The organism is Frigidibacter sp. SD6-1, from assembly GCF_030143255.1.
GTDB lineage: Bacteria > Pseudomonadota > Alphaproteobacteria > Rhodobacterales > Rhodobacteraceae > TMP-24.
Map to the genome: position 1 here is coordinate 1 of NZ_JARJNR010000013.1, position 21,682 is coordinate 21,682.

Annotated in this window: 20 protein-coding genes; 9 read left to right on the forward strand and 11 right to left on the reverse strand. The window is 64.1% G+C overall.

What is annotated here, in order from left to right; genetic code table 11:
* Positions 1–139 precede the first annotated feature (139 nt).
* The 10 genes from fusA to P0645_RS17805 form a co-directional block, all read right to left on the reverse strand.
* Positions 140–2,257: an elongation factor G gene (fusA, locus tag P0645_RS17760; RefSeq protein ID WP_284165891.1), complete on the reverse strand. Its 2,118-nt coding sequence runs from the start codon at positions 2,255–2,257 to the stop codon at positions 140–142.
* A gap of 24 nt (positions 2,258–2,281) precedes the next feature.
* Positions 2,282–2,752, reverse strand: coding sequence for a 30S ribosomal protein S7 (gene rpsG, locus P0645_RS17765; RefSeq protein WP_267634534.1), 471 nt, complete (start codon positions 2,750–2,752; stop codon positions 2,282–2,284).
* A gap of 12 nt (positions 2,753–2,764) precedes the next feature.
* Positions 2,765–3,136, reverse strand: coding sequence for a 30S ribosomal protein S12 (rpsL, locus tag P0645_RS17770; protein ID WP_107674699.1), 372 nt, complete (start codon positions 3,134–3,136; stop codon positions 2,765–2,767).
* A gap of 295 nt (positions 3,137–3,431) precedes the next feature.
* Positions 3,432–4,133 (reverse strand): phosphatase PAP2 family protein, encoded by a 702-nt coding sequence (locus P0645_RS17775; RefSeq protein WP_284165892.1) that lies wholly within the window; start codon positions 4,131–4,133, stop codon positions 3,432–3,434.
* Positions 4,130–5,566 (reverse strand): ArnT family glycosyltransferase, encoded by a 1,437-nt coding sequence (locus P0645_RS17780; protein ID WP_284165893.1) that lies wholly within the window; start codon positions 5,564–5,566, stop codon positions 4,130–4,132. The genes P0645_RS17775 and P0645_RS17780 overlap by 4 nt, the downstream gene beginning before the upstream one ends.
* The gene (locus tag P0645_RS17785; RefSeq protein ID WP_502855253.1) at positions 5,563–5,853 is read right to left on the reverse strand and encodes a lipid-A-disaccharide synthase N-terminal domain-containing protein; all 291 of its coding nucleotides are present in this window, start codon (positions 5,851–5,853) and stop codon (positions 5,563–5,565) included. The genes P0645_RS17780 and P0645_RS17785 overlap by 4 nt, the downstream gene beginning before the upstream one ends.
* Before the next feature lie 22 nt (positions 5,854–5,875).
* Positions 5,876–6,601, reverse strand: coding sequence for a glycosyltransferase family 2 protein (locus P0645_RS17790; protein WP_284165894.1), 726 nt, complete (start codon positions 6,599–6,601; stop codon positions 5,876–5,878).
* Positions 6,602–6,690: 89 nt separating this feature from the next.
* A complete protein-coding gene (locus tag P0645_RS17795; RefSeq protein ID WP_284165895.1) occupies positions 6,691–8,355 on the reverse strand; it encodes an amino acid ABC transporter permease in 1,665 nt (554 codons plus the stop codon).
* 84 nt (positions 8,356–8,439) lie between these two features.
* The gene (locus P0645_RS17800; RefSeq protein ID WP_284165896.1) at positions 8,440–9,183 is read right to left on the reverse strand and encodes a basic amino acid ABC transporter substrate-binding protein; all 744 of its coding nucleotides are present in this window, start codon (positions 9,181–9,183) and stop codon (positions 8,440–8,442) included.
* Positions 9,180–10,274, reverse strand: coding sequence for a LacI family DNA-binding transcriptional regulator (locus P0645_RS17805; protein ID WP_284165897.1), 1,095 nt, complete (start codon positions 10,272–10,274; stop codon positions 9,180–9,182). The genes P0645_RS17800 and P0645_RS17805 overlap by 4 nt, the downstream gene beginning before the upstream one ends.
* 301 nt (positions 10,275–10,575) lie before the next feature.
* On the opposite strand from P0645_RS17805, the gene P0645_RS17810 reads away from it, so the two are divergent.
* Together P0645_RS17810 and P0645_RS17815 are read left to right on the forward strand one after the other, a co-directional pair.
* Positions 10,576–11,955, forward strand: coding sequence for a GH1 family beta-glucosidase (locus tag P0645_RS17810; protein WP_284165898.1), 1,380 nt, complete (start codon positions 10,576–10,578; stop codon positions 11,953–11,955).
* A 3-nt stretch (positions 11,956–11,958) separates the two neighbouring features.
* Positions 11,959–12,633: an SDR family oxidoreductase gene (locus P0645_RS17815; RefSeq protein ID WP_284165899.1), complete on the forward strand. Its 675-nt coding sequence runs from the start codon at positions 11,959–11,961 to the stop codon at positions 12,631–12,633.
* Positions 12,634–12,777: 144 nt separating this feature from the next.
* On the opposite strand, the gene P0645_RS17820 is transcribed toward P0645_RS17815, so the two are convergent.
* Complete coding sequence (locus P0645_RS17820) at positions 12,778–13,665, reverse strand: DMT family transporter (protein WP_284165900.1); 888 nt, start codon at positions 13,663–13,665, stop codon at positions 12,778–12,780.
* 179 nt (positions 13,666–13,844) lie between these two features.
* Here P0645_RS17820 and secE point away from each other — a divergent pair, with 179 nt between their 5' ends.
* The 7 genes from secE (at position 13,845) to rpoB (ending at position 21,640) form a co-directional block, all read left to right on the forward strand.
* Positions 13,845–14,042, forward strand: a complete 198-nt coding sequence (gene secE / locus P0645_RS17825) for a preprotein translocase subunit SecE (RefSeq protein ID WP_284165937.1) — start codon at positions 13,845–13,847, stop codon at positions 14,040–14,042.
* A gap of 195 nt (positions 14,043–14,237) precedes the next feature.
* A complete protein-coding gene (gene nusG / locus P0645_RS17830) occupies positions 14,238–14,771 on the forward strand; it encodes a transcription termination/antitermination protein NusG (protein WP_284165901.1) in 534 nt (177 codons plus the stop codon).
* Between the two features lie 100 nt (positions 14,772–14,871).
* Complete coding sequence (gene rplK, locus P0645_RS17835) at positions 14,872–15,324, forward strand: 50S ribosomal protein L11 (RefSeq protein WP_284165902.1); 453 nt, start codon at positions 14,872–14,874, stop codon at positions 15,322–15,324.
* Between the two features lie 3 nt (positions 15,325–15,327).
* The gene (rplA, locus tag P0645_RS17840; RefSeq protein WP_267634526.1) at positions 15,328–16,026 is read left to right on the forward strand and encodes a 50S ribosomal protein L1; all 699 of its coding nucleotides are present in this window, start codon (positions 15,328–15,330) and stop codon (positions 16,024–16,026) included.
* A 273-nt stretch (positions 16,027–16,299) separates the two neighbouring features.
* A complete protein-coding gene (rplJ, locus tag P0645_RS17845; protein WP_284165903.1) occupies positions 16,300–16,815 on the forward strand; it encodes a 50S ribosomal protein L10 in 516 nt (171 codons plus the stop codon).
* A gap of 66 nt (positions 16,816–16,881) precedes the next feature.
* Positions 16,882–17,259: a 50S ribosomal protein L7/L12 gene (rplL, locus tag P0645_RS17850; protein ID WP_267634524.1), complete on the forward strand. Its 378-nt coding sequence runs from the start codon at positions 16,882–16,884 to the stop codon at positions 17,257–17,259.
* Between the two features lie 244 nt (positions 17,260–17,503).
* Entirely contained in the window at positions 17,504–21,640 is a 4,137-nt protein-coding gene (rpoB, locus tag P0645_RS17855) for a DNA-directed RNA polymerase subunit beta (protein ID WP_284165904.1), read from the forward strand.
* Positions 21,641–21,682 lie beyond the last annotated feature (42 nt).

Here is a 21,682-nt window from a genome sequence, read left to right on the forward strand (position 1 = left end):
CGTGCCCGATCGTGCCAACGTTAACGTGCGGTTTGTTCCGTTCAAACTTTGCCTTTGCCATAGTGGCCTCCTGTTTCGGTGGGGATGGGCGGATCGCCCATCCTACGGGATGGTAGGATGGGCGATCCGCCCATCCCGCTTATGCGTATTTCTTCTGGATCTCGTCCGAGATGTTCTGCGGTACGGCTTCATAGTGATCGAAGATCATGGTGAAGACGGCCCGGCCCGAGGACATCGAGCGCAGGTTGTTGATATAGCCAAACATGTTGGCAAGCGGCACGAAAGCGTTGATCACGTTGGCGTTGCCGCGGGTGTCCTGCCCCTGCACCATGCCCCGGCGCGAGGTCAGGTCGCCGATGATGCCGCCGGTATATTCTTCCGGGGTCACCACCTCGACCTTCATGATCGGCTCGAGGAGCTTCGCGCCGGCCTTCTTCAGACCATCGCGCATCGCGGCCCGCGAGGCGATTTCGAAGGCGAGGACCGAGGAGTCGACATCGTGGAACGCACCGTCGATCAGCGCGACCTTGAAGTCGATCACCGGGAAGCCCGCGAGCGGACCGGAATCCATCACCGACTTGATGCCCTTTTCGACGCCGGGGATATATTCCTTCGGAACAGCACCGCCGACGATCTTCGATTCGAACGAATAGCCCACACCCGGTTCGACCGGAGTGATGACCAGCTTGACGCGGGCGAACTGGCCCGTACCGCCGGTCTGCTTCTTGTGGGTATAGTCGATCTCGGCTTCACGCGAGATGGTCTCGCGGTAGGCCACCTGCGGCGCACCGATGTTCGCTTCGACCTTGAATTCACGCTTCATCCGGTCGACGAGGATGTCGAGGTGAAGTTCGCCCATGCCCTTCATGATCGTCTGGCCCGATTCCAGATCGGTCTCGACGCGGAAGGAAGGGTCTTCGGCGGCCAGACGAGCGAGGGCGAGGCCCATCTTCTCCTGGTCGGCCTTCGACTTCGGCTCGACGGCAATCTCGATCACCGGCTCGGGGAAGGTCATGGTTTCAAGGACCACCTGGTTCGACGGATCGCACAGCGTGTCGCCCGTGGTGGTTTCCTTCAGACCCGCCAGCGCTATGATGTCGCCCGCGAAGGCTTCGTCGATTTCCTCGCGGTTGATGGCGTGCATCATCATCATCCGGCCCACGCGTTCCTTGCGGCCCTTGGTGGAGTTGACCATCTGGTCGCCCTTCTTCAGGACGCCCGAATAGACCCGGGTAAAGGTGAGCGAGCCCACGAACGGGTCGTTCATGATCTTGAACGCAAGGCCAGCGAAGGGCTGCTTGTCGTCGGCCGAACGCGGAATGTTGCGCTCTTCCGTCTCGTCGCCCGGGGCGAAGCCCATGTAGGCGGGCACGTCCAAGGGCGAGGGCAGATAGTCGATGACCGAGTTCAGAACCGGCTGCACGCCCTTGTTCTTGAACGCGGACCCGGCAGTGACCGGAACGAAGGCCATGGCAAGCGTGCCCTTCCGGATCAGCTTGCGCAGCGTCTCGACATCGGGCTCCTCGCCTTCGAGGTAGGCCATCATCGCGTCATCGTCCTGCTCGACCGCGAGTTCGATGAGCTTGCCGCGCCATTCCTCGGCTTCGGCCTTCAGGCTGTCACGGATGTCCTGGATGACCCAGGAGGCGCCAAGGTCTTCGCCCTGGTAGACCCATTCCTGCATGGTCACGAGGTCGATGATGCCCTCGAGCTTGTCCTCGGCGCCGATCGGCAGGGCGATCGGGGCAGGGGTCGCACCGGTGCGGTCCTTGATCATCTTCACGCATTTGAAGAAGTCGGCACCGATCTTGTCCATCTTGTTGACGAACACGATGCGCGGCACCTTGTAGCGGTCGGCCTGGCGCCAGACGGTTTCGGTCTGCGGCTCGACACCGGCGTTGGCATCGAGAAGGCAGACCGCGCCGTCGAGAACAGCAAGCGAACGCTCGACCTCGATGGTGAAGTCGACGTGGCCGGGGGTGTCGATGATGTTGAAGCGGTGCTTCGGCGAAAGGGCGGTCTTGCCGTCTTCGGTCCGTTCCCAGAAGGTGGTGGTGGCAGCCGAGGTGATCGTGATGCCACGCTCCTGCTCCTGCTCCATCCAGTCCATCGTCGCGGCGCCGTCATGCACCTCGCCGATCTTGTGGGACTTGCCGGTGTAGTAGAGGATCCGTTCCGTCGTCGTGGTCTTGCCCGCGTCGATGTGGGCCATGATCCCGAAGTTACGGTAGAGATTCAGCGGAAATTCGCGTGCCATTTTATCTGTCCTCGGCTGGCCGGATTACCAGCGGTAATGGCTGAACGCCTTGTTGGCGTCGGCCATCTTGTGGGTGTCTTCGCGTTTCTTCACGGCCGAGCCGCGCGAGTTCACGGCGTCGAGAAGCTCGCCCGCGAGGCGCTCTTCCATCGTGTTCTCGTTGCGGTTCTTGGCGGCCGTGATCAGCCAGCGGATCGCCAGCGCCTCGCGGCGCTCGGGGCGAACCTCGACCGGGACCTGGTAGGTCGCACCACCAACGCGGCGCGAACGGACCTCGAGCGAAGGCTTCACATTCTCGAGCGCCTCGTGGAACGCATCCACCGGCGGGCGCTTCAGCTTGCCCTCGACGCGGGTCAGCGCCGAATAGACGATCGTCTCGGCGACAGATTTCTTGCCGTCGACCATCAGGTTGTTCATGAACTTGGTCAGAACCCGGTCGCCGTACTTGGCATCGGGCAGAATTTCGCGCTTTTCAGCGGCGTGACGACGCGACATGGCGCTCTCTCCTTATTTCGGACGCTTGGCGCCGTACTTCGAACGACGCTGACGACGATCTTTGACACCCTGGGTATCGAGGACACCGCGCAGGATGTGGTAACGGACGCCCGGAAGGTCTTTCACCCGGCCGCCACGGATCAGGACAACGGAGTGTTCCTGAAGGTTGTGCTTTTCGCCGGGGATGTAGCTGATGACTTCGAAGCCGTTCGTCAGACGAACCTTGGCCACCTTACGCATAGCGGAGTTCGGCTTCTTCGGGGTCGTGGTGTAGACCCGGGTGCAGACACCGCGCTTCTGCGGGCAGCTTTCCAAGTGCTGCGACTTGGACTTTCTTGCATTCGCTTCCCGCGGCTTGCGGATCAGCTGTTGGATCGTCGGCATTAATCTCGCCCTATGTTGCAACCCGTTCAACGTGCGCGCGTCCACGCCGTTTTCCGGGGGCTTTCGTCATGTCGTGCCCTGCGCGTCCGCAAAACACCAAAACCGCATTCGTCCCCTTCGCGGGGGCGACGCGGTGGAATTCCAGAGGATCGAGGCTTTTGGCCCGGATCGTGACCACTTCAATTCTGATCCCCGTCCGCAGGCACACTTCGCCCCCGGTCAGGTGCGCGCCGTATAGGAGGAGTCGCGGGGGATGTCAACAAGACCCCCGGAGCCTGCAGGGTAGCTTCGGCGCCTAGCTGCGGCGGGCATCGCGCTGCAGGATCAGCGCGCCGAGGACCAGCGCCAGAAGGCACACGAAAAGGGCGGCAAAGACCGAATCCGACAGAAAATGGCGGCCGGTCGCAATTCTCTGCAATAGCGCGGCGACTGGCAACAGAACGGCCGCCGCGCCCCACGGTCGAAGCGCCCAGCCGGGCAGCCGTCCGGCAAGCGCCGGACGCAACGTCAGAAGCGCGATCCCCAGAACGACGGCCGCCGATCCCTCGCCCGAAACGAAGGAACAATTGGAACTGCACTGGTCGGAGGGAATCAGCGCGGGCGTGAAATGCAGCGCGCCGCCGAATTCGGTCACATCGGCAGGGCGCGCCCTGCCCCAGTGTTGCTTCAGAAGCCCGTTGACCAGCAGCCCCGGCCCGAGAAGATAGAGGGTGAAGACAAACCCCCAGACCCGCGCGCCGACCCCGGCGAGGCGTCGGCCAAACACCGCCAGCACGAGCCCGACAAGCGACAGGAGCCAGAGCGCGATTGACAGGTCCCAGACCGCATTCCGGGCGGCTTCGAGCATTGCGCTGCGCGCGAGCGGGAAGCCCGCGCCGGGCGCATGGAAAAGCCCGGTGAACCAGAGGTCCAGCCCGGGCCAGAGCGTAAAGACCAGCGCCGCGAGAACCAGTGCGGCAAGCAGGCCCAGCCATCTTTTCCGGCTCGCGTGGTTCATCGCAGGCACCCCTCGGGCACCAGATAGGCCGCCAACGTCCGCTTGGCGTAGGCGCCACCCGAAAGGTCGAAGTCGCGTAAGGGCGCCAGCACGCCGCCATCGCAGACCGGCGCAGCCGCAAGCACTGCGAGCATCCGCCCATGACCCTGCGGCAGCGGATAGGTCTGCTCATAATAGTTGCGCGGCCGTCCAGCCGGACGCGGCGCGGCGATGGCAAGCCCCTGCCCCGCGCCGCTGTAGAAGAGGTCGGCCAATATGTCGCGATCGTCGGCATAGATCAGGCCCACGCCCGCTGCCCGCGCCGCCGCGATGATCTCGCGGCTCAGATCCGCCCGGCCGAGATAGCGTTGCAGAAGCGGCGCGCCGTCCCTCTCTGGCCAGGGCGCCAGCGTGGTCAGCAGCGGAAGCAGGATGGCAATCGCCCCATTGACCGCGATGGACGCGCGCAGCAGTCGAGGCCGCCGACGCACAAGGTAGGGCACGACCAGAAGACATCCCGCGAAATAGGCGGCCAGTGCCCAGTTGGCATAGGCCTTTTCCATCAAGGCCTGCACCGACACCACCAGAAGCGGCGGCAGAGAGGCGAGAACCAGCGCCCTCTCGGTTCCGCCCGCGCGCCAGCCGGACGCATAAGCAACGAGGAGCGCGGCGAAGAGAACCGGCCCGAAGACCGCAAACTGGCTGAAGAAGAATTCGGCAAGTCCAGCGGGATTGAGGGACGAGGCGGGTGCCTCGCTCCGCACCCAGCCGACATTGTCCATCGTGTGGCTGACCGTCGTCAGATCATGAGTGAGGTTCCAGATCACGTTCGGCGAAATCACCAGCCCGAACGCGCAGAGAAGCAGGAGTGAATTTTTCCAGCCGATCCGCCCCTCGCGCGTCAGCGCGGCCGCGAGCGCGGCACCGAGAAGGAAGTAGATCGCCGCATATTTGGCGAGGAAAGCCATGCCGATCGCCGCCCCGGCGACCAGAGCCCAGCCGGGCGCCCGGCTGTCCATCAGCCTGAGCCAGGCAAGAAGGGCAAGCGCATAGAAGGGTGCCATCACCGTGTCGGTGGAGATGAGAAGCGAGCCGACGGCAACAAACGGCAGGGTTGCGTAGCTGACTGCGGTCCAGAAAGCGGCGCGCCCGCCCGCCAGCCGCTCCGCCGCGACGCCAAGCAATAGTGCCGTCGCGGCGTGCAGCACCGCGCCCGGCATCCGCACCCAGAACGCACTGTCGCTGCCCGCAAGGTCGGTCACCGCGCGGATCAGCCAGCCAATGAGCGGCGGCTTGGAGTAATAGCCAAAGTCGAGGTTCTGGCCCCAGAGCCAATACTGGCTTTCGTCGACAAACAGATCGGTACGGTTGAAGGCCAGCAGCATGAGCCGCGCACAGGTCACCCCGACGACAAAGAACAGTGCCGGGCCAAGCCAGCCCCGGACCTGCTTCACGCGGCCTCTCCCGACTGGCGGATCAGCCACAGGTTCCGCAGATAGATGAAGACCCCGAGCGACTGGCCGAGGATGAAGACGGGGTCCTTTCGATAGATCGCGTAGCTGAGAAGGATCACCCCGCCCGCGAGCGAGAAGTACCAGAACATCACCGGCACGACCGAGCGCTTGGCCTTTTCCGACGCGATCCACTGAACGAGGAACCGCCCGGTGAACATCAGCTGGCCGAAAAGCCCGAATGCGACCCAGAGCAGTTCCGCCCGGTTGTCGACATGCATGAGCGCCATGAGTTTTTCCAAGGCCGCTCTCCTATTTTCCGGCGACTTCTGTCGCGCGCGCCTTCTTCTTGCGACGGATGAGCCACATCACGCCGAAAAGGTCGACCGCGCCGACAAGGCCGCGCTGCAGATTGTTGTAGTTCGACCGACCCGCGCCCCGCGCCTGGTGGGTCACGTCGACATGGCGCACCTCCCAGCCGTCGCGGGAAAAGAGCGCGGGCAGGTAGCGGTGCATGTGGTCGAAATAGGGAAGCGCCAGAAAAGCGTCGCGCCGGAAGGCCTTCAGCCCGCAGCCGGTATCGCGCGTGCCGTCCTTCAGCATCCGCGACCGCAGCCAGTTGGCGAACTTGGACGCCCAGCGTTTCGACAATGTATCGCGCCGCCCGACCCGCTGCCCGGCAACAAGGCCGACCGCATCCGATCCGTCCGCGAAGAGCGGCGCGAAAAGGTTCGGCAGATTGTCCGGCGGGTTCTGCCCGTCGGCGTCGAGCGTGCAGATGACCGGCCCGCGCGCCGCCCTGACCCCGGAATGGACCGCAGCGCTCTGCCCGCCGGACCGGTCGTGGCGCAAGAGCCTCAGGTTGCCCTGCCCCGCCATCCGCGCGGTCAGCATTGCGATGCTGTCGTCGGTCGACCCGTCATCGACGACGATCACCTCATGCTGCACGCCCGCGCAGGCAGCCCCGATGCCGTCCAGAAGCGCGGGCAGGTTTCCGGCCTCGTTCTTGGCGGGAATGACGATTGAAAGGGCGACCATCGGGCCTGCGTCCAGCTTTGGAATTCGGCTCCGTGCTACAAGAGCCCCCCTTGATTGTAAATGCGGCGCGCCCTGAACTTCGGGTCTAGCTAGCGCCGTTTGGTATCGTGCCGCCTCTCGATGCTTGAAATCAGACTAGCGGCTCCAAGCGTCAGGATCACGTAAAGGATCGCGGCAGAGTTGAACGGTGCGAAGGGCAGGAAGCTTGCCGACTGGAACTCCCGCATGCGCTGCGTCACATCCCGGACCGAGAGGATCGACAGAAGCGACGTGTCCTTCAGGATCGCGATGAATTCGTTGCCAAGCGGCGGGATCACGATCTTCAGGGCCTGCGGCAGCACCACCAGCCGCGCGACCTTGTAATTGTTGAGGCCGAGCGAGCGGGCGGCCTCGATCTGCCCGGCAGGCACGGCCTCGATGCCCGCCCGGAAAATCTCCGCCAGATAGGCGGAATATCCAATTGCGATGGCAATGACCCCCCTGAGGACGTTCGGCATTTCGATGGCCCCGCCCGAGATATCCTTCAGCGCACCGGCGAACGGCAGGCCGACGAAGAGGATGATGACCAGCATCGGAATGCCGCGCACCGTGTCGATGAAGAACTCGGCACTGACAGAGAGCGGGTGGCGGCCGTGCTGATGAGCAGAGAAGGTAAGAAGGCCGATGAGCAGCCCGCCGACGAACAGCAGAAGCGCGGGAACCCGGTAACGGTCGGGCAGCTGGCTGGTCTGCCACAGGATCGGCTGACCCTCGGGGGCGAGTTCCGCCGGTATGAGCGCGGCCGAAACCTGGCTGCCGTCCGCCAGCGCCTTCAAGGCATTCTCGTTGGATGCGCTGCTGCGAAGCCCTATCTCGCGGTCAAGCGTCGGGTCGAACTCCGCAAAGCGGATGGCATCGACCAGAGCCTTCGGCGTTCCCTTGACGATCGCCACCCGCTTGTCGAGCGAGCCTACAAGAACAAAGCGCTCGTGCGGCAGGTTCCAGAGAATGGCGGCCACGAGAATTGCAGCGGCGCAGGCCGCCCCCCAGATACGGGTGGTCATCTTCGAGGGGCGAAGGAACAGAAGCCCCGCCCAGATCAGACCAAGGCTGCCCGCCAGCAGATAGGCGAAGATGCCCGCGCGAAGCGTGGTGAATAGCCCTGAGGCAAAGCCGAGATGCGCGGCGAGCAGAAGGTAGGCCAGCCCAGCGACATTGAGTGCCAGAAGCGCCAGCGACGCCCAGCGACCGGCCATGGTCCGGCCCTTGGCGGTGCGCAGTTCACTGAGGCCCGCCAGCGAAAGGACCACGGTCAGGCCTGAATAGAGCCAGAGACCCTTGCCGAACTCTGCGGCGACATAGGCCGCCGCTTCCGGCGTCAGCTGGCGCGGGGTGGCCGATTTGACCACCATGTCCGACGTCACCGGATCGAGCGCATTGGCCACGATCGAGGAAGCAAGCGCAGTCAGATCGCCGAAGGCCGCCAGCGCGACCGCCAGAATGGCGCTGCCGAGAAGCGCTGCGAAGGCCAGGGTACGGTTGCGCCCCTGTTCGATTGCGCCACGCAGCCTCAGGACCGGCCAGACGATGCCCAGCACCAGCACCGCCATGATCAGCAACCAGTCGCGCAGAAGGACAGGGGCCCCCTGCTCGACCCCGAGGATCGCCGTGATCGACCGTTTGTAATTCGGCACCATCGTGAAGAGGTACAGAATGAACGGCAGCATCGTCAGGATGACAAGATTGCTGGGTCGGATGCGAGCGAGCCGGTGCATGGCGGTCCATATCTTTCAGGAAAGAGGGGCCGCGCGCGGCAATCGCGCACGGCCCGGCGGGCGCTCGCGCGCCCGAGGCGGCTGTCAGTCGGTCGTCCAGTATTTCGCGACGAGCGCGTCGAGCGTGCCATCCGCCTGGATCGCGGCGAGCCCTTCGTTGAAGGCCGCCACATTCTCGTCGCCCTTGCGGAAGACGAGGCCGAGCGGATCCGACTGCAGTCCCTTGATCCCGACGATGAGACTGCCGGCAAACTCCTTCTCGTAGGCTGCGGCCGAGGTGCCGTCGATCACCACGCCCGCGACATCGCCGTTCTGCAGCGCCACGACCGCGCCCACGAACGTATCGTAAAGCGCGACGTTGTCGCGGCCGACAAGCTCTTCGGCCAGCTGGGCATTCGTCGTCGCCGTCTGCGCGGCAAGCTTGCGGCCGGAGGATTTGATGTCGTCAAGCGTCAGCCCCTCGTCCTCGACCCGGACAAGCACCGCCTGACTTACGATGATGTAGGGTTCAGAGAAATCCATCGTCTGCTTGCGCTCGTCCGTGATCGAGACGCCAGAAGCGACGAGGTCGAATTCGCCCTGCTGAAGCGCCCCGAAAATGCCGTCCCAGGCGGTCGTCACGAATTCGGCCGTGCAGTTGATGCGCTCGCAGATTGCATTCACGACATCCACGTCGAAGCCGACGATCTGCCCGGTCGCGGGATCGACGGTTTCCATTGGCGGATAGGTCGTGTCGGAACCGACCTTCAGATGGGCGCCGCCCAGGTCGGCGGCATTGGCGGAAAATCCGAAGGCGGCGATGGCCGCGGCCAGCATGATGGTCTTCATTTCATTCTCCTCTGTTGTGTGGAATGCCCCGCTTCGGCCAGCCGGTCGGGCTGGCGCGGGATCAGTATTGGCCGGAAGACCTTCTGGAGGTCCGACGGCAGCTCCCCCGCCATGCGGCGGAGAAGAAAGTCGCCCAGTGTACGGCCGAGGTCCTCGACCGGTTGGAAATAGGTGGTGAGGGGTGGGGCGAGATATTCCGACACGTTCAGGTCGTCATAAGCGATCACGGAAACGTCGCGCCCGGCCGAAAGACCAAGGTCACGCAGCCCCGCAAGCACGCCCAGTGTCGTTGCCTCGTTCACGCAGACGAAGCCGGTCGGTGGCGAGGCCCCGCCACACAACCGCTGCACGCTGTCGCGGCCGAAGCGCGCCGTCAGATCGCCCTCGGCGATAAGGTCGTCGCAGTCCGGCAGGTCTGCTTCGGCGAATGCGGCACGAAAGCCCGCGATGCGGCTCTGTGCATAGGCCAGGCTGGGTATGGGGTTGATCAGCGCTATGCGACGGTGTCCTCCGGCAATCAGCCGACGTGTCGCGTCGAGGGTAAGCCAGTGGCTGTCGATATCGACGAAGGCATAGTCTTTCGGAGTGTCGCAGCGACCCATCGCGACGAACGGAAAATCGGCATCGCTCAGAAATTCGATGCGCGGGTCGTTCTGGAGAACGCCGGAAAAGGCGATGCCGTCGGCCAGGCCGCGCCTGACGATCGCTTCGGCGGCCTTCACACCCTCGGCGGCATCGCGGATCGGATGGATCGACAGCTGGTAGGGCGAGCCCTCAAGCGCCTGGCTGATGCCGCTGAGTATCTCGGCATATTCAACACCGTTCCATTCGTGGCCCTCGGCGACCGATATCGGCATGAGAACGGCCGCGTGAAAGGTCTTGCCGGTGCGCAGCGAGGCGGCGCGCGGATTGACCGAATAGCCGATCTGCCTTGCCGCTTCGCGGATGCGCTCCTTGGTGTCTTCGGTGACCACCGGCGAGTCGTTCAGTGCCTTGGAGACAGTGGCAATGGAATAGCCGGTCACTTCGGCGAGCGTCTTCACGGTCGGGCGCACACCCTCTGACGCGCGATGCGACCGTTGGGCGGTCATGGTTGCCCCGCTCCTGACCATTGGCTCCAGCTCTTCATAAAAACGTTTTTATGGCATCGCGAGGTCGAGTCAAGACCTAAGGCCTGTCACCGCGTGGCTGACGACGTCACAAGCGGCAGGACCTTCGGTATCTGCCGCTTGAGATAGTCAACCCAAGACCGCAGCACCCACAATCGCTGTTCGGCGAGGTGGCAGCCGTACGGGCCGCTTGACTTGTCGCGACAAAGCAATAAAAACGTTTTTATTCTTCGCTATGGCTGCGCCAGCAACGGAAAGTCCAGCGTAACGAGAGGAAAAGGCGATGTCGAACAACGCCAAGTCGGTTCAGTCTCTGGAAGAACGCGCTGCCGCGCTGCATTTCCCGGCAAGCTTCCGGTTCGGCGCCGCGACATCATCCTATCAGATCGAGGGCGGCATGGATGCCGATGGCAAGGGCGAAAGCATCTGGGACCGTTTCACGCGCCGGCCCGGCGTGATCAACGACGGTTCCTCCGGCGACGTGGCCTGTGACAGTTACCACCGCTGGCCAGACGACATCGCCCTTCTGCGAGAGATGGGTCTTGGCAGCTACCGCTTCTCGCTCAGCTGGCCGCGCATGCAGCCGGACGGTCGCGGCAAGATGAATGCCAAGGGCATCGGCTATTACGACCGGCTGATCGACGCGCTTCTCCGCGACGGGATCGAGCCCTTTGTCACCCTCTACCACTGGGACCTGCCGCAAGAGCTTCAGGACAGCGGCGGCTGGTATGACCGGGAAACCGCCCACCGGTTCGCCGACTACGCCGAGCTTGCGGTCGCGGTTCTGGGCGACCGGGTGAAACACTGGACAACGCTCAACGAACCCTGGACCTTCGCGTGGAGCGGTCACGCTTGTGGCGAAGACGCGCCGGGGTTCGCCGACGGTGTCAGGGGCGGTCTTGCGGCCAGCCACCATGCGCTGCTGGCGCACGGCCTCGCGGTGCCGCGGATACGTGGCGCGGCCCCGGGATCGGACGTGGGCATCGTTCTCGACTTCAACGTCGTTCACGCGGCGACGGATGCGAGCACGGACATGGCTGCCGCCAGGCGCTTCGAGGGTGTACAAAACCGCTGGTACCTCGACGCGGTGTTCAAAGGCAGCTACCCCGAAGACATTCTCAAGCTTTGCGCAGGGCTTCTGCCCGACATCCGGCCCGAAGATAACGCGACGATCGCCCAGCCGCTCGACTATCTGGGCATGAATGTCTATCGCCGCTCGGTGATCGGCGCGGGCAGCGACCTGCCGCCGCTCAACTTCGCGCGGACGAACCCGCCGGGCCGCTATTCGGCGCTGAACTGGGAAATCTGGCCGCAATGCATCAGGGAAGCGCTCGAATATGTGCATCGCGACTATGCACCCCAGCAGATATTCATCACCGAGAACGGGCTGGCGACGCTGGCCGAGAGGCCCGGGGCGGACGGACGGGTCTTTGACCCTGCCCGGGCGGAATATATCGTCGATCATCTTGAGCAGGTGTCGAAAGCCCTTGCGTCCGGCGTGCCGGTGAAGGGCTATTTCGCCTGGACCCTCATCGACAATTTCGAATGGGCCTATGGCCATTCAGCGCAATTCGGCCTCGCGCATGTCGATCGGAGAACCCTGGATCGGCGGCTGAAATATTCGGGCGAGATCTTCGGGCAAATCGCCCGAAACGGGCGCTGACCGATGTCGGCCGTCGTCGTGACCGGCGCCAACAGGGGGCTCGGCCTCGAACTGGTTCGCCGCTACGCCGCCTCCGGCGCCCGGGTGATCGCCGCCTGTCGCAGCTTGCCCGATCATCCGTCGAAGGTGGCTGATGGCAACATCCGCTGGCTGCCGCTCGACCTTGCCGACGCCGATGCCATTGCCGCCTTTCCGGCGGCGCTCGGCGCGCTGCCGGTGGAGGTCGTCATCCACAATGCCGCGATCCGGGGCGCGACCGGCGGGCTGGGGGACCTGAACACCGACGACTTTACCCGGGTCATGAGGGTGAATGCGCTGGGGCCCCTGCTTCTGACCCGTGCGCTCTTGCCCAATCTGATGGCGGGGCACCAACGCACGGTCGCAATGATCTCTTCGCGCGCCGGGTCGATGGCCGAAGGTCTCGACCCGGACGGAGACTACGCCTACCGGCAATCGAAAGCGGCCCTGAACATGGGGGCGCGAAAACTCGCCTTCGACCATCCGGACCTCAAGGTTCTTCTGCTGCACCCGGGATGGATACGCACCGACATGGGCGGGCCGGACGCGGAAATCGACGCGGCCAAGGCCGCGCGCGGGCTGATCGAACGCATTTCCGAAGCAGACCATTCGGCGAGCGGCAGCTTTCAGACCTGGGATGGCCATCCAATTGCCTGGTGACGGGGTTGCGGGGCGGGCCGCCGCACCGTCCGGCCCCGGTCGCCGGCGCGCCAGCCCTGCAGCGTCGGTTTCAGGCGGCCGTCTCGCGGCAGCGCTGGACAGGAAGATCCACCTCCGGCAGCTTCGGTCCGGCCTGTCGCAAGGTCATACAGGCGCCTGCGCCCGCTGCACCAGCCGCCGCTCGCGCAGGAACGCATAAATGCCGGTCGCGACGACAATGGCTGACCCGGCAAGTGTCCAGCGGTCGGGAAACTGGCCGAAGACCGCCCAGCCAAGCCCGATCGCCGCGACAAGCGAGACATAGCGGAAAGGCGCGATGACCGAGATATCGCCCACGCGCATCGTCATCACCACCGTCAGATAGCCCACGATCAGGAAGGCTGCCGCGCCCGCGACCTGAGCGGCCTGAACGGCCGATACCGGCACGATACCGGTGAAGGGCAACGCAAGCCCGGCGCTGAGCCCGACCGAGACCGCTGCAGCAAGGGCGACAAGCGGCGACGGCACGGACGCCGAGAGTTTCCGGGTCGAGATATCGCGCAGGACGACGCAGGCGACCGAGACCACACCGAGCAAAGACCAGCGGTCGAAGGCCTCGGTCCCGGGCCGGATGATCATCATCACGCCCGCAAAGCCGATCAGGATCGCCGTCAGCCGCCGCCAACCGACCGGTGTGCCAAGAAAGACGGCCGCCGCCAGCGTCACGGCAAGCGGCAGCGATTGCAGGATCGCCGACAGGTTGGCGATGGGCATGTGCTTCAGTGCAAAAAGGAAGGTAAGCGTCCCCAGAACCTCGCCCAGGGTCCGCATTGCCAGCCAGAAACGATCCGTTCTGCCGGGCCAAGTCGCGAAGGCGCCCGCCCGCCAGGCGATGGCCAGAAGAAAGAGCGACGTAACAACCCCGCGCATCGCGATCGCCTGCAGGACCGGCAGGTCGACCGTCGCGGCCTTCATAAACGTATCGTTGACCGTGAAGGCGACCATCGCCGCGCACATCAGTGCCGCGCCGCGCAGATTGTCGGAAACCGCCATGAGACACCCGATAAGGAAAGCGCCGCAGCCCGGAAGTGAGATCGGCCGGGCGAGCTAATCCGCTTCGCCGGAGAATGGCAAGCATCCGGGCGGCCCTCGCGGCGCATAAAGCCCGGGCTTGAATTCGCCGCGCGGCGGGCGTATCTGCCCTCGGGTCGCGAAAACTACGAGAAAGACGGATAGACATGGCCAATCCCCTTCTGTTCCTCCAGCAGGTGCGCACCGAAGTGGCCAAGGTCGTCTGGCCGACCCGGCGCGAAGTGGTGACCACCACCATCATGGTCTTCATCATGGCGGCGATCACCTCGGTCTTCTTCTTCCTGGTCGATCTGGTCATCCAGGGCGGCTTGCGGGCGATCCTCGGGATGGCGGGATAAGCGCCCGGCGAGGGAAAGGCTTTCGGCGGCTTGAATTCCAGCGACTTAGCCGCTAGAGGAGCAGGACTTTCCCGGAACCGGCGCGCAGCGATTCGGCATGCGCGCTGTTTTTGTTCGGGGCAGTGGCGGGTTAACCCGCTGAATTGATTGGAATAATCCGGCGGAAGATCGTCGGTCGAGCGAGGTCTGGGGCAGATGGCGAAGCGGTGGTATTCGGTGAGCGTACTCTCGAACTTCGAGAAGAAAGTCGCCGAACAGATCAAGCATGCCGTGGCCGAGAAGGGCCTTGAGGAAGAGATCGACGAGGTTCTCGTGCCGACCGAAGAGGTCATCGAGGTCCGTCGCGGCAAGAAGGTGACGTCCGAGCGCCGTTTCATGCCCGGCTATGTTCTCGTCCACATGGACATGAGCGACCGGGGCTACCACCTGATCACCTCGATCAACCGGGTCACCGGCTTCCTTGGCCCCCAGGGCAAGCCGATGCCGATGCGCGATGGCGAGGTGAACGGGATCCTTAAGCGGGCCCAGGAAAACACCGAACAGCCGCGCAACCTGATCCGGTTCGAGATCGGCGAGAATGTCAAAGTGTCCGACGGCCCGTTCGAAGGCTTCTCGGGCATGGTCGAGGAAGTGGACGAGGCGCACAGCCGCCTCAAGGTCACCGTCTCGATCTTCGGGCGCCCGACGCCCGTGGAACTGGAATTCACCCAGGTGTCGAAAGGCGCCTGACGTGAGGTCGTGGGAGGCCAGCCCCGGACCCGATCCGGGGCCTCGGCCGGACCACTAAGCAAGGCCCTGATACAGGGCGTGTGACAAAGGAGAAGGCCAGATGGCCAAGAAAGTCGTTGGGCAGCTCAAGCTGCAAGTGAAGGCGGGGCAAGCCAACCCCTCGCCGCCGATCGGTCCCGCGCTGGGTCAGCGCGGCATCAACATCATGGAATTCTGCAAGGCGTTCAACGCCAAGACGCAGGAAATGGAACCGGGCTCGCCCGTCCCGACCGTGATCACCTATTATGCCGACAAGTCCTTCTCGTTCGAGATGAAGACCGCCCCGGCCTCCTACTACCTGAAGAAGGCCGCCGGCCTGAAGCCGGTGGGCAAGCGCAACCGCCCCAAAGGGTCGGAAAAGCCGGGCCGCACCGTCGCGGGCACCGTGACCGCCGCCCAGGTGCGCCAGATCGCCGAAGCCAAGATGAAGGACCTGTCCGCGAACGACGTCGAAGCCGCGATGAAGATCATCCTCGGCTCGGCCAAGTCCTGCGGCATCGAGGTGAAGGGGTAAGTCATGGCCAAGCTTGGTAAGCGTATCAAAGCGGCCAATGCCGCCTTCGAAGGCAAGTCGAACCTCTCGGTCGAGGATGCCGTCAAACTGATCAAGGGTGCCGCTTCGGCGAAATTCGACGAAACCGTCGAAATCGCGATGAACCTCGGCGTCGATCCCCGTCATGCCGACCAGATGGTCCGCGGCGTCGTCGCCCTGCCGAACGGCACCGGCAAGACCGTCCGCGTCGCCGTCTTCGCCCGTGGCGGCAAGGCCGACGAGGCCAAGGCCGCTGGCGCGGATATCGTCGGCGCCGAAGACCTGATGGAGACGATCCAGTCCGGCAAGATCGAGTTCGACCGCTGCATCGCCACCCCCGACATGATGCCGCTCGTCGGCCGTCTGGGCAAGATCCTCGGGCCCCGCAACCTGATGCCGAACCCCAAGGTCGGCACCGTGACGATGGACGTGAAAGCGGCCGTCGAGGGCGCCAAGGGCGGCGAAGTGCAGTTCAAGGTCGAGAAGGCGGGCGTGATCCACGCCGGCGTCGGCAAGGTGTCGTTCGACGAGGCGAAACTCGCCCAGAACATCCGCGCCTTCGTCGATGCGGTGTCGAAGGCCAAGCCCTCGGGCGCCAAGGGCACCTACCTCAAGAAGGTGTCGCTGTCGTCCACGATGGGTCCGGGCGTGTCGCTCGACCTCGCTTCGGCGACGGCGCATTGATTTCGTAGGATGGGCAATATTGCCCATCCTACGGCGAAATTCCCGGTTCGCCGGGAATGACGGGGCGCAGACGCCCCGTCCTGTCCGAGACGGAGGGCGGACCCGGGCCTGAACCGGGTCGTTAAGTCCTTCCTGAGATGGGAAACGAGACGAGATTCAAACGGGGCATACGCCTCGGGCGATCCTGGCCTCGGGACCATCCGGACCCGACCCCCGGCCACCCGGCCGGGGAAATGAGAGCCGGGGGGAAACCCCCATACTTGGAGTGAAACCGTGGATAGAGCCCAAAAAGAGAAAGTGGTCGAGGAACTCGGCCAGATCTTCGAAAGCTCTGGCGTTGTGGTGGTTGCCCGCTACGAAGGCATGACGGTTGCTCAGATGCAGGATCTGCGGGCGGAAATGCGTTCCGTCGGCGGGTCTGTCCGCGTCGCCAAGAACAGGCTCGCCAAGATCGCCCTTGAGGACAAGCCCTGCGCAAGCATCGGCACACTTCTTACGGGCATGACCGTGCTGGCTTACTCCGAAGACCCCGTCGCTGCGGCGAAGGTTGCGGAGAAGTACGCCAAGGCGAACGACAAGTTCGTGATCCTTGGCGGTGCCATGGGCAGCGCGGCCCTCGATCCGGCCGGTGTCAAAGCCGTCGCCGCCATGCCGTCGCGTGAAGAGCTCATCGCTCAGATCGTGTCGTGCATCGGGGCGCCTGCTTCCAACATCGCCGGCGCGATTGGCGCACCTGCTTCGAACATCGCGGGCATCCTCAAGACCATTGAGGAACGCGCTGCGGCCTGAGCAACACATGCCTTCGTGGGGTTGTTACCCTGACGTTGGAACCCAATATAGGAACGGAACAGAGAAATGGCTGATCTGAACAAACTCGCCGAAGAAATCGTCGGTCTGACCCTTCTTCAGGCACAGGAACTGAAAACCATCCTCAAGGACAAGTACGGCATCGAGCCCGCCGCTGGCGGCGCGGTCATGATGGCTGCCGGTCCGGCGGCTGGCGCTGCTGAAGCGGCTGAGGAAAAGACCGACTTCGACGTCGTCCTGACCGACGCCGGCGCGAACAAGATCAACGTGATCAAGGAAGTGCGCGGCATCACCGGTCTTGGCCTGAAAGAAGCCAAGGACCTCGTGGAAGCCGGCGGCAAGGTCAAGGAAGGTGCTCCGAAGGCAGAAGCCGAGGACATCAAGAAGAAGCTCGAAGCGGCTGGCGCCAAGGTCGAGCTCAAGTAATCCGGGCCGGGGCCTCGCCCCACCCAGATTTTCAGGCTGGGCCCGCAGGAATGCGGGTCCAGCCGATCCCGTCTTGGAAGGGGCGTGCCCGCGCCCGCCCCTTCCAAGGCCGGATCAAAGGCTCGGGAGCCCCCCTTTGGGACGGGGGGCATGAATTGAGCCGATCCGCCCGTTCGCATGCGGCGCGCCTCCGTGACCCCGACGGCAGACGCACCCGCGAAAAAGACGAAAGGTAACGACGAGCATGTCGCAAGCGACCGTTGGCCAGAAGCGTATCCGCCGCTATTACGGCAAGATCCGCGAAGTTCTGGAAATGCCGAACCTCATCGAGGTTCAGAAATCCTCCTACGACCTCTTCCTGCGCTCGGGCGATGGCCCGAAGGCCGCGGATGGCGAGGGGATTCAGGGCGTTTTCCAGTCGGTCTTCCCGATCAAGGACTTCAACGAGAACGCGATCCTCGAATTCGTGAAATACGAGCTGGAAAAGCCGAAATACGACGTCGAGGAATGCCAGACCCGCGACATGACCTATTCGGCGCCCTTGAAGGTGACGCTGCGCCTGATCGTCTTTGATGTGGACGAAACCACCGGCGCCAAGTCCGTGAAGGACATCAAGGAACAGGACGTCTACATGGGCGACATGCCGCTCATGACGCCCAACGGCACCTTCATCGTCAACGGCACCGAACGCGTCATCGTGTCCCAGATGCACCGTTCGCCCGGCGTCTTCTTCGACCATGACAAGGGCAAGACCCATTCCTCGGGCAAGCTGCTCTTCGCCTGCCGGATCATTCCCTACCGCGGCTCCTGGCTCGATTTCGAGTTTGACGCCAAGGACATCGTCTTCGCCCGCATCGACCGCCGCCGGAAACTGCCGGTGACGACGCTTCTCTATGCGCTCGGCCTCGACCAGGAAGGCATCATGGATGCCTATTACAACACGGTCGAATTCAAGCTGGTGAAGAACAAGGGCTGGGTCACGCGCTTCTTCCCCGAACGCGTGCGCGGCACCCGTCCGACCTACGATCTGGTGGATGCCGCCACCGGCGAAGTGATCTGCAAGGCCGGTGACAAGGTCACGCCGCGCATGGTCAAGAAATGGGTCGAAGACGGCAAGATCACCGAACTTCTGGTGCCTTACGACCATATCCTCGGCCGCTATGTCGCCAAGGACATCATCAACGAGGATACCGGCGCCATCTACGTCGAGGCAGGGGACGAGATCACCCAGACGCTCGACAAGGACGGCGAGGTTTCGGGCGGCACGCTGAAGGTGCTTCTCGACAACGGCATCTCCACGATCCCGGTTCTCGACATCGACAATATCAATGTCGGCCCCTACATCCGCAACACGATGGCGGCGGACAAGAACATGGGCCGCGATGGCGCGCTCATGGACATCTACCGCGTCATGCGCCCGGGCGAGCCGCCGACCGTCGAAGCGGCCTCGGCGCTCTTCGACACGCTCTTCTTCGACAAGGAGCGTTATGACCTCTCGGCCGTCGGCCGGGTGAAGATGAACATGCGCCTCGACCTCGGCAAGCCCGATACCCAGCGCACGCTCGACCGCGACGACATCATAGCCTGCGTCAAGGCACTGGTGGAACTGCGCGACGGCAAGGGCGAGATCGACGACATCGACCATCTCGGCAACCGCCGGGTGCGTTCGGTGGGCGAGCTGATGGAAAACCAGTATCGCGTCGGCCTTCTGCGCATGGAACGCGCGATCAAGGAACGCATGTCCTCGGTCGAGATCGACACGGTCATGCCGCAGGACCTGATCAACGCCAAACCGGCGGCAGCGGCGGTGCGCGAATTCTTCGGCTCCTCGCAGCTTTCGCAGTTCATGGACCAGACCAACCCGCTGTCGGAAGTCACCCACAAGCGCCGCCTCTCGGCGCTCGGGCCGGGCGGTCTGACCCGCGAACGCGCAGGCTTCGAGGTGCGCGACGTTCACCCGACCCATTATGGCCGGATGTGCCCGATCGAGACGCCGGAAGGCCCGAATATCGGCCTGATCAACTCGCTCGCCACCTTTGCCCGCGTGAACAAGTACGGCTTCATCGAGACCCCCTATCGCAAGGTCACGAACGGCAAGGTTTCCGACGACGTGCAATACATGTCGGCGACCGAAGAAATGCGCCATACCGTGGCGCAGGCCAACGCCGACCTCGACGCCCAGGGCCAGTTCGTGAACGAGCTCGTCTCGACCCGTCAGTCGGGCGAATACACGCTCGCGCCCCGCGAACAGGTGGATCTGATCGACGTCTCGCCGAAACAGCTCGTCTCGGTCGCGGCCTCGCTCATCCCGTTCCTGGAAAACGATGACGCCAACCGCGCGCTGATGGGCTCGAACATGCAGCGTCAGGCGGTTCCGCTTCTGCAGGCGGACGCGCCCTTCGTCGGCACCGGGATCGAGGCCGTGGTGGCCCAGGATTCCGGCGCCGCCATCATGGCCCGCCGTGGCGGCGTGATCGACCAGGTCGACGCGACCCGTATCGTTATCCGCGCGACCGAGGATCTGGAGCTTGGCGACGCCGGCGTCGACATCTACCGCCTGCGCAAGTTCCAGCGTTCGAACCAGTCGACCTGCATCAACCAGAAGCCTCTGGTTAAGGTGGGCGACAAGGTCACGAAGAACGAGGTGATCGCCGACGGCCCGTCCACCGACATGGGGGAACTGGCGCTTGGCAAGAACGTCATCGTCGCCTTCATGCCCTGGAACGGCTACAACTACGAAGACTCGATCCTGATTTCCGAACGGATCGTGCGCGACGACGTCTTCACCTCGATCCATATCGAGGAACATGAGGTCGCCGCCCGCGACACCAAGCTCGGGCCGGAAGAGATCACCCGCGACATCCCGAACGTCGGCGAGGAGGCGCTGCGCAACCTCGACGAGGCGGGCATCGTCTATATCGGCGCCGAAGTGGGGCCGGGCGACATTCTGGTGGGCAAGATCACCCCGAAGGGCGAAAGCCCGATGACGCCGGAAGAAAAACTGCTCCGCGCCATCTTCGGCGAAAAGGCATCGGACGTGCGCGACACCTCGCTCAGGCTGCCGCCGGGCGATTTCGGCACGGTCGTGGAAGTGCGCGTCTTCAACCGTCATGGCGTGGACAAGGACGAACGCGCGCTGCAGATCGAGCGTGAGGAAGTCGAACGTCTGGCGCGCGACCGCGACGACGAACAGGCGATCCTCGAGCGCAACATCTACGCGCGCCTGAAGTCGATGATCCTCGGCAAGACCGCCGTCAAGGGCCCGAAAGGCATCAAGGCGGGCGCCGTGATCGACGCCGACCTGCTGGAAAGCCTCTCGCGCGGCCAGTGGTGGCAGCTTGCCCTCGGCGAAGAGCAGGACGCCCAGAACGTCGAGGCGCTCAACGCCCAGTTCGAGGCGCAGAAGCGCGCGCTCGAGCACCGGTTCGAGGACAAGGTCGAGAAAGTCCGTCGCGGCGACGACCTGCCTCCGGGCGTGATGAAGATGGTCAAGGTCTTCGTCGCGGTGAAGCGCAAGCTGCAGCCGGGCGACAAGATGGCCGGCCGTCACGGCAACAAGGGTGTCGTGTCGAAGGTCGTTCCGATGGAGGACATGCCCTTCCTCGGTGACGGCACCCCCGTCGACATGGTGCTGAACCCCTTGGGCGTGCCGTCGCGGATGAACGTCGGGCAGATCCTCGAAACCCACATGGGCTGGGCCTCGCGCGGCCTCGGGCTCAGGATCGACGACGCGCTGCAGGACTATCGCCGGTCTGGCGACCTGACGCCGGTCAAGGACGCGCTGCGTCACGGCTATGGCGATGACGCCTACGAGGAAGGCTTCGGCGCGCTCGCCGATGAAGACCTCGTGGATCGCGCCGAAACCGTGCGCCGCGGCGTGCCGCTCGCGACCCCGGTCTTCGACGGCGCCAAGGAAGCGGACGTGAACGATGCGCTGAAGCGCGCGGGCTTCGACCTCTCCGGCCAGTCGGATCTCTTCGACGGCCGCACGGGCGAGAAGTTCCAGCGCAAGGTCACCGTGGGCGTCAAGTACCTTCTGAAGCTCCACCACCTTGTCGACGACAAGATCCACGCCCGTTCGACCGGCCCCTACTCGCTCGTCACCCAGCAGCCGCTCGGTGGTAAGGCGCAGTTCGGTGGCCAGCGCTTCGGCGAGATGGAGGTCTGGGCACTCGAAGCCTACGGCGCCGCCTACACGCTGCAGGAAATGCTCACCGTCAAGTCGGACGACGTGGCGGGCCGGACCAAGGTCTACGAGGCGATCGTCAAGGGCGAGGACAATTTCGAGGCCGGCGTGCCGGAATCGTTCAACGTTCTCGTCAAGGAAGTCAGGGGCCTCGGCCTCAACATGGAACTCCTGGATGCGGAGGTAGAGGAGTGACCGCACTCCGACCCCGTAGGATGGGCAATATTGCCCATCCTA

What these genes read in the sequence shown, in the direction of transcription:
- P0645_RS17795 (WP_284165895.1), bottom strand. Translation starts at nt 8,355, where the DNA reads ATGCACCGGCTCGCTCGCATCCGACCCAGCAATCTTGTCATCCTGACG.
- P0645_RS17785 (WP_502855253.1), bottom strand. Translation starts at nt 5,853, where the DNA reads ATGGCGCTCATGCATGTCGACAACCGGGCGGAACTGCTCTGGGTCGCA.
- rplL (WP_267634524.1), top strand. Translation starts at nt 16,882, where the DNA reads ATGGCTGATCTGAACAAACTCGCCGAAGAAATCGTCGGTCTGACCCTT.
- P0645_RS17810 (WP_284165898.1), top strand. Translation starts at nt 10,576, where the DNA reads ATGTCGAACAACGCCAAGTCGGTTCAGTCTCTGGAAGAACGCGCTGCC.
- rpoB (WP_284165904.1), top strand. Translation starts at nt 17,504, where the DNA reads ATGTCGCAAGCGACCGTTGGCCAGAAGCGTATCCGCCGCTATTACGGC.
- rplA (WP_267634526.1), top strand. Translation starts at nt 15,328, where the DNA reads ATGGCCAAGCTTGGTAAGCGTATCAAAGCGGCCAATGCCGCCTTCGAA.
- P0645_RS17820 (WP_284165900.1), bottom strand. Translation starts at nt 13,665, where the DNA reads ATGGCGGTTTCCGACAATCTGCGCGGCGCGGCACTGATGTGCGCGGCG.
- P0645_RS17805 (WP_284165897.1), bottom strand. Translation starts at nt 10,274, where the DNA reads ATGACCGCCCAACGGTCGCATCGCGCGTCAGAGGGTGTGCGCCCGACC.
- rpsG (WP_267634534.1), bottom strand. Translation starts at nt 2,752, where the DNA reads ATGTCGCGTCGTCACGCCGCTGAAAAGCGCGAAATTCTGCCCGATGCC.
- P0645_RS17815 (WP_284165899.1), top strand. Translation starts at nt 11,959, where the DNA reads ATGTCGGCCGTCGTCGTGACCGGCGCCAACAGGGGGCTCGGCCTCGAA.
- P0645_RS17800 (WP_284165896.1), bottom strand. Translation starts at nt 9,183, where the DNA reads ATGAAGACCATCATGCTGGCCGCGGCCATCGCCGCCTTCGGATTTTCC.
- fusA (WP_284165891.1), bottom strand. Translation starts at nt 2,257, where the DNA reads ATGGCACGCGAATTTCCGCTGAATCTCTACCGTAACTTCGGGATCATG.
- P0645_RS17790 (WP_284165894.1), bottom strand. Translation starts at nt 6,601, where the DNA reads ATGGTCGCCCTTTCAATCGTCATTCCCGCCAAGAACGAGGCCGGAAAC.
- nusG (WP_284165901.1), top strand. Translation starts at nt 14,238, where the DNA reads ATGGCGAAGCGGTGGTATTCGGTGAGCGTACTCTCGAACTTCGAGAAG.
- P0645_RS17775 (WP_284165892.1), bottom strand. Translation starts at nt 4,133, where the DNA reads ATGAACCACGCGAGCCGGAAAAGATGGCTGGGCCTGCTTGCCGCACTG.
- rplK (WP_284165902.1), top strand. Translation starts at nt 14,872, where the DNA reads ATGGCCAAGAAAGTCGTTGGGCAGCTCAAGCTGCAAGTGAAGGCGGGG.
- rpsL (WP_107674699.1), bottom strand. Translation starts at nt 3,136, where the DNA reads ATGCCGACGATCCAACAGCTGATCCGCAAGCCGCGGGAAGCGAATGCA.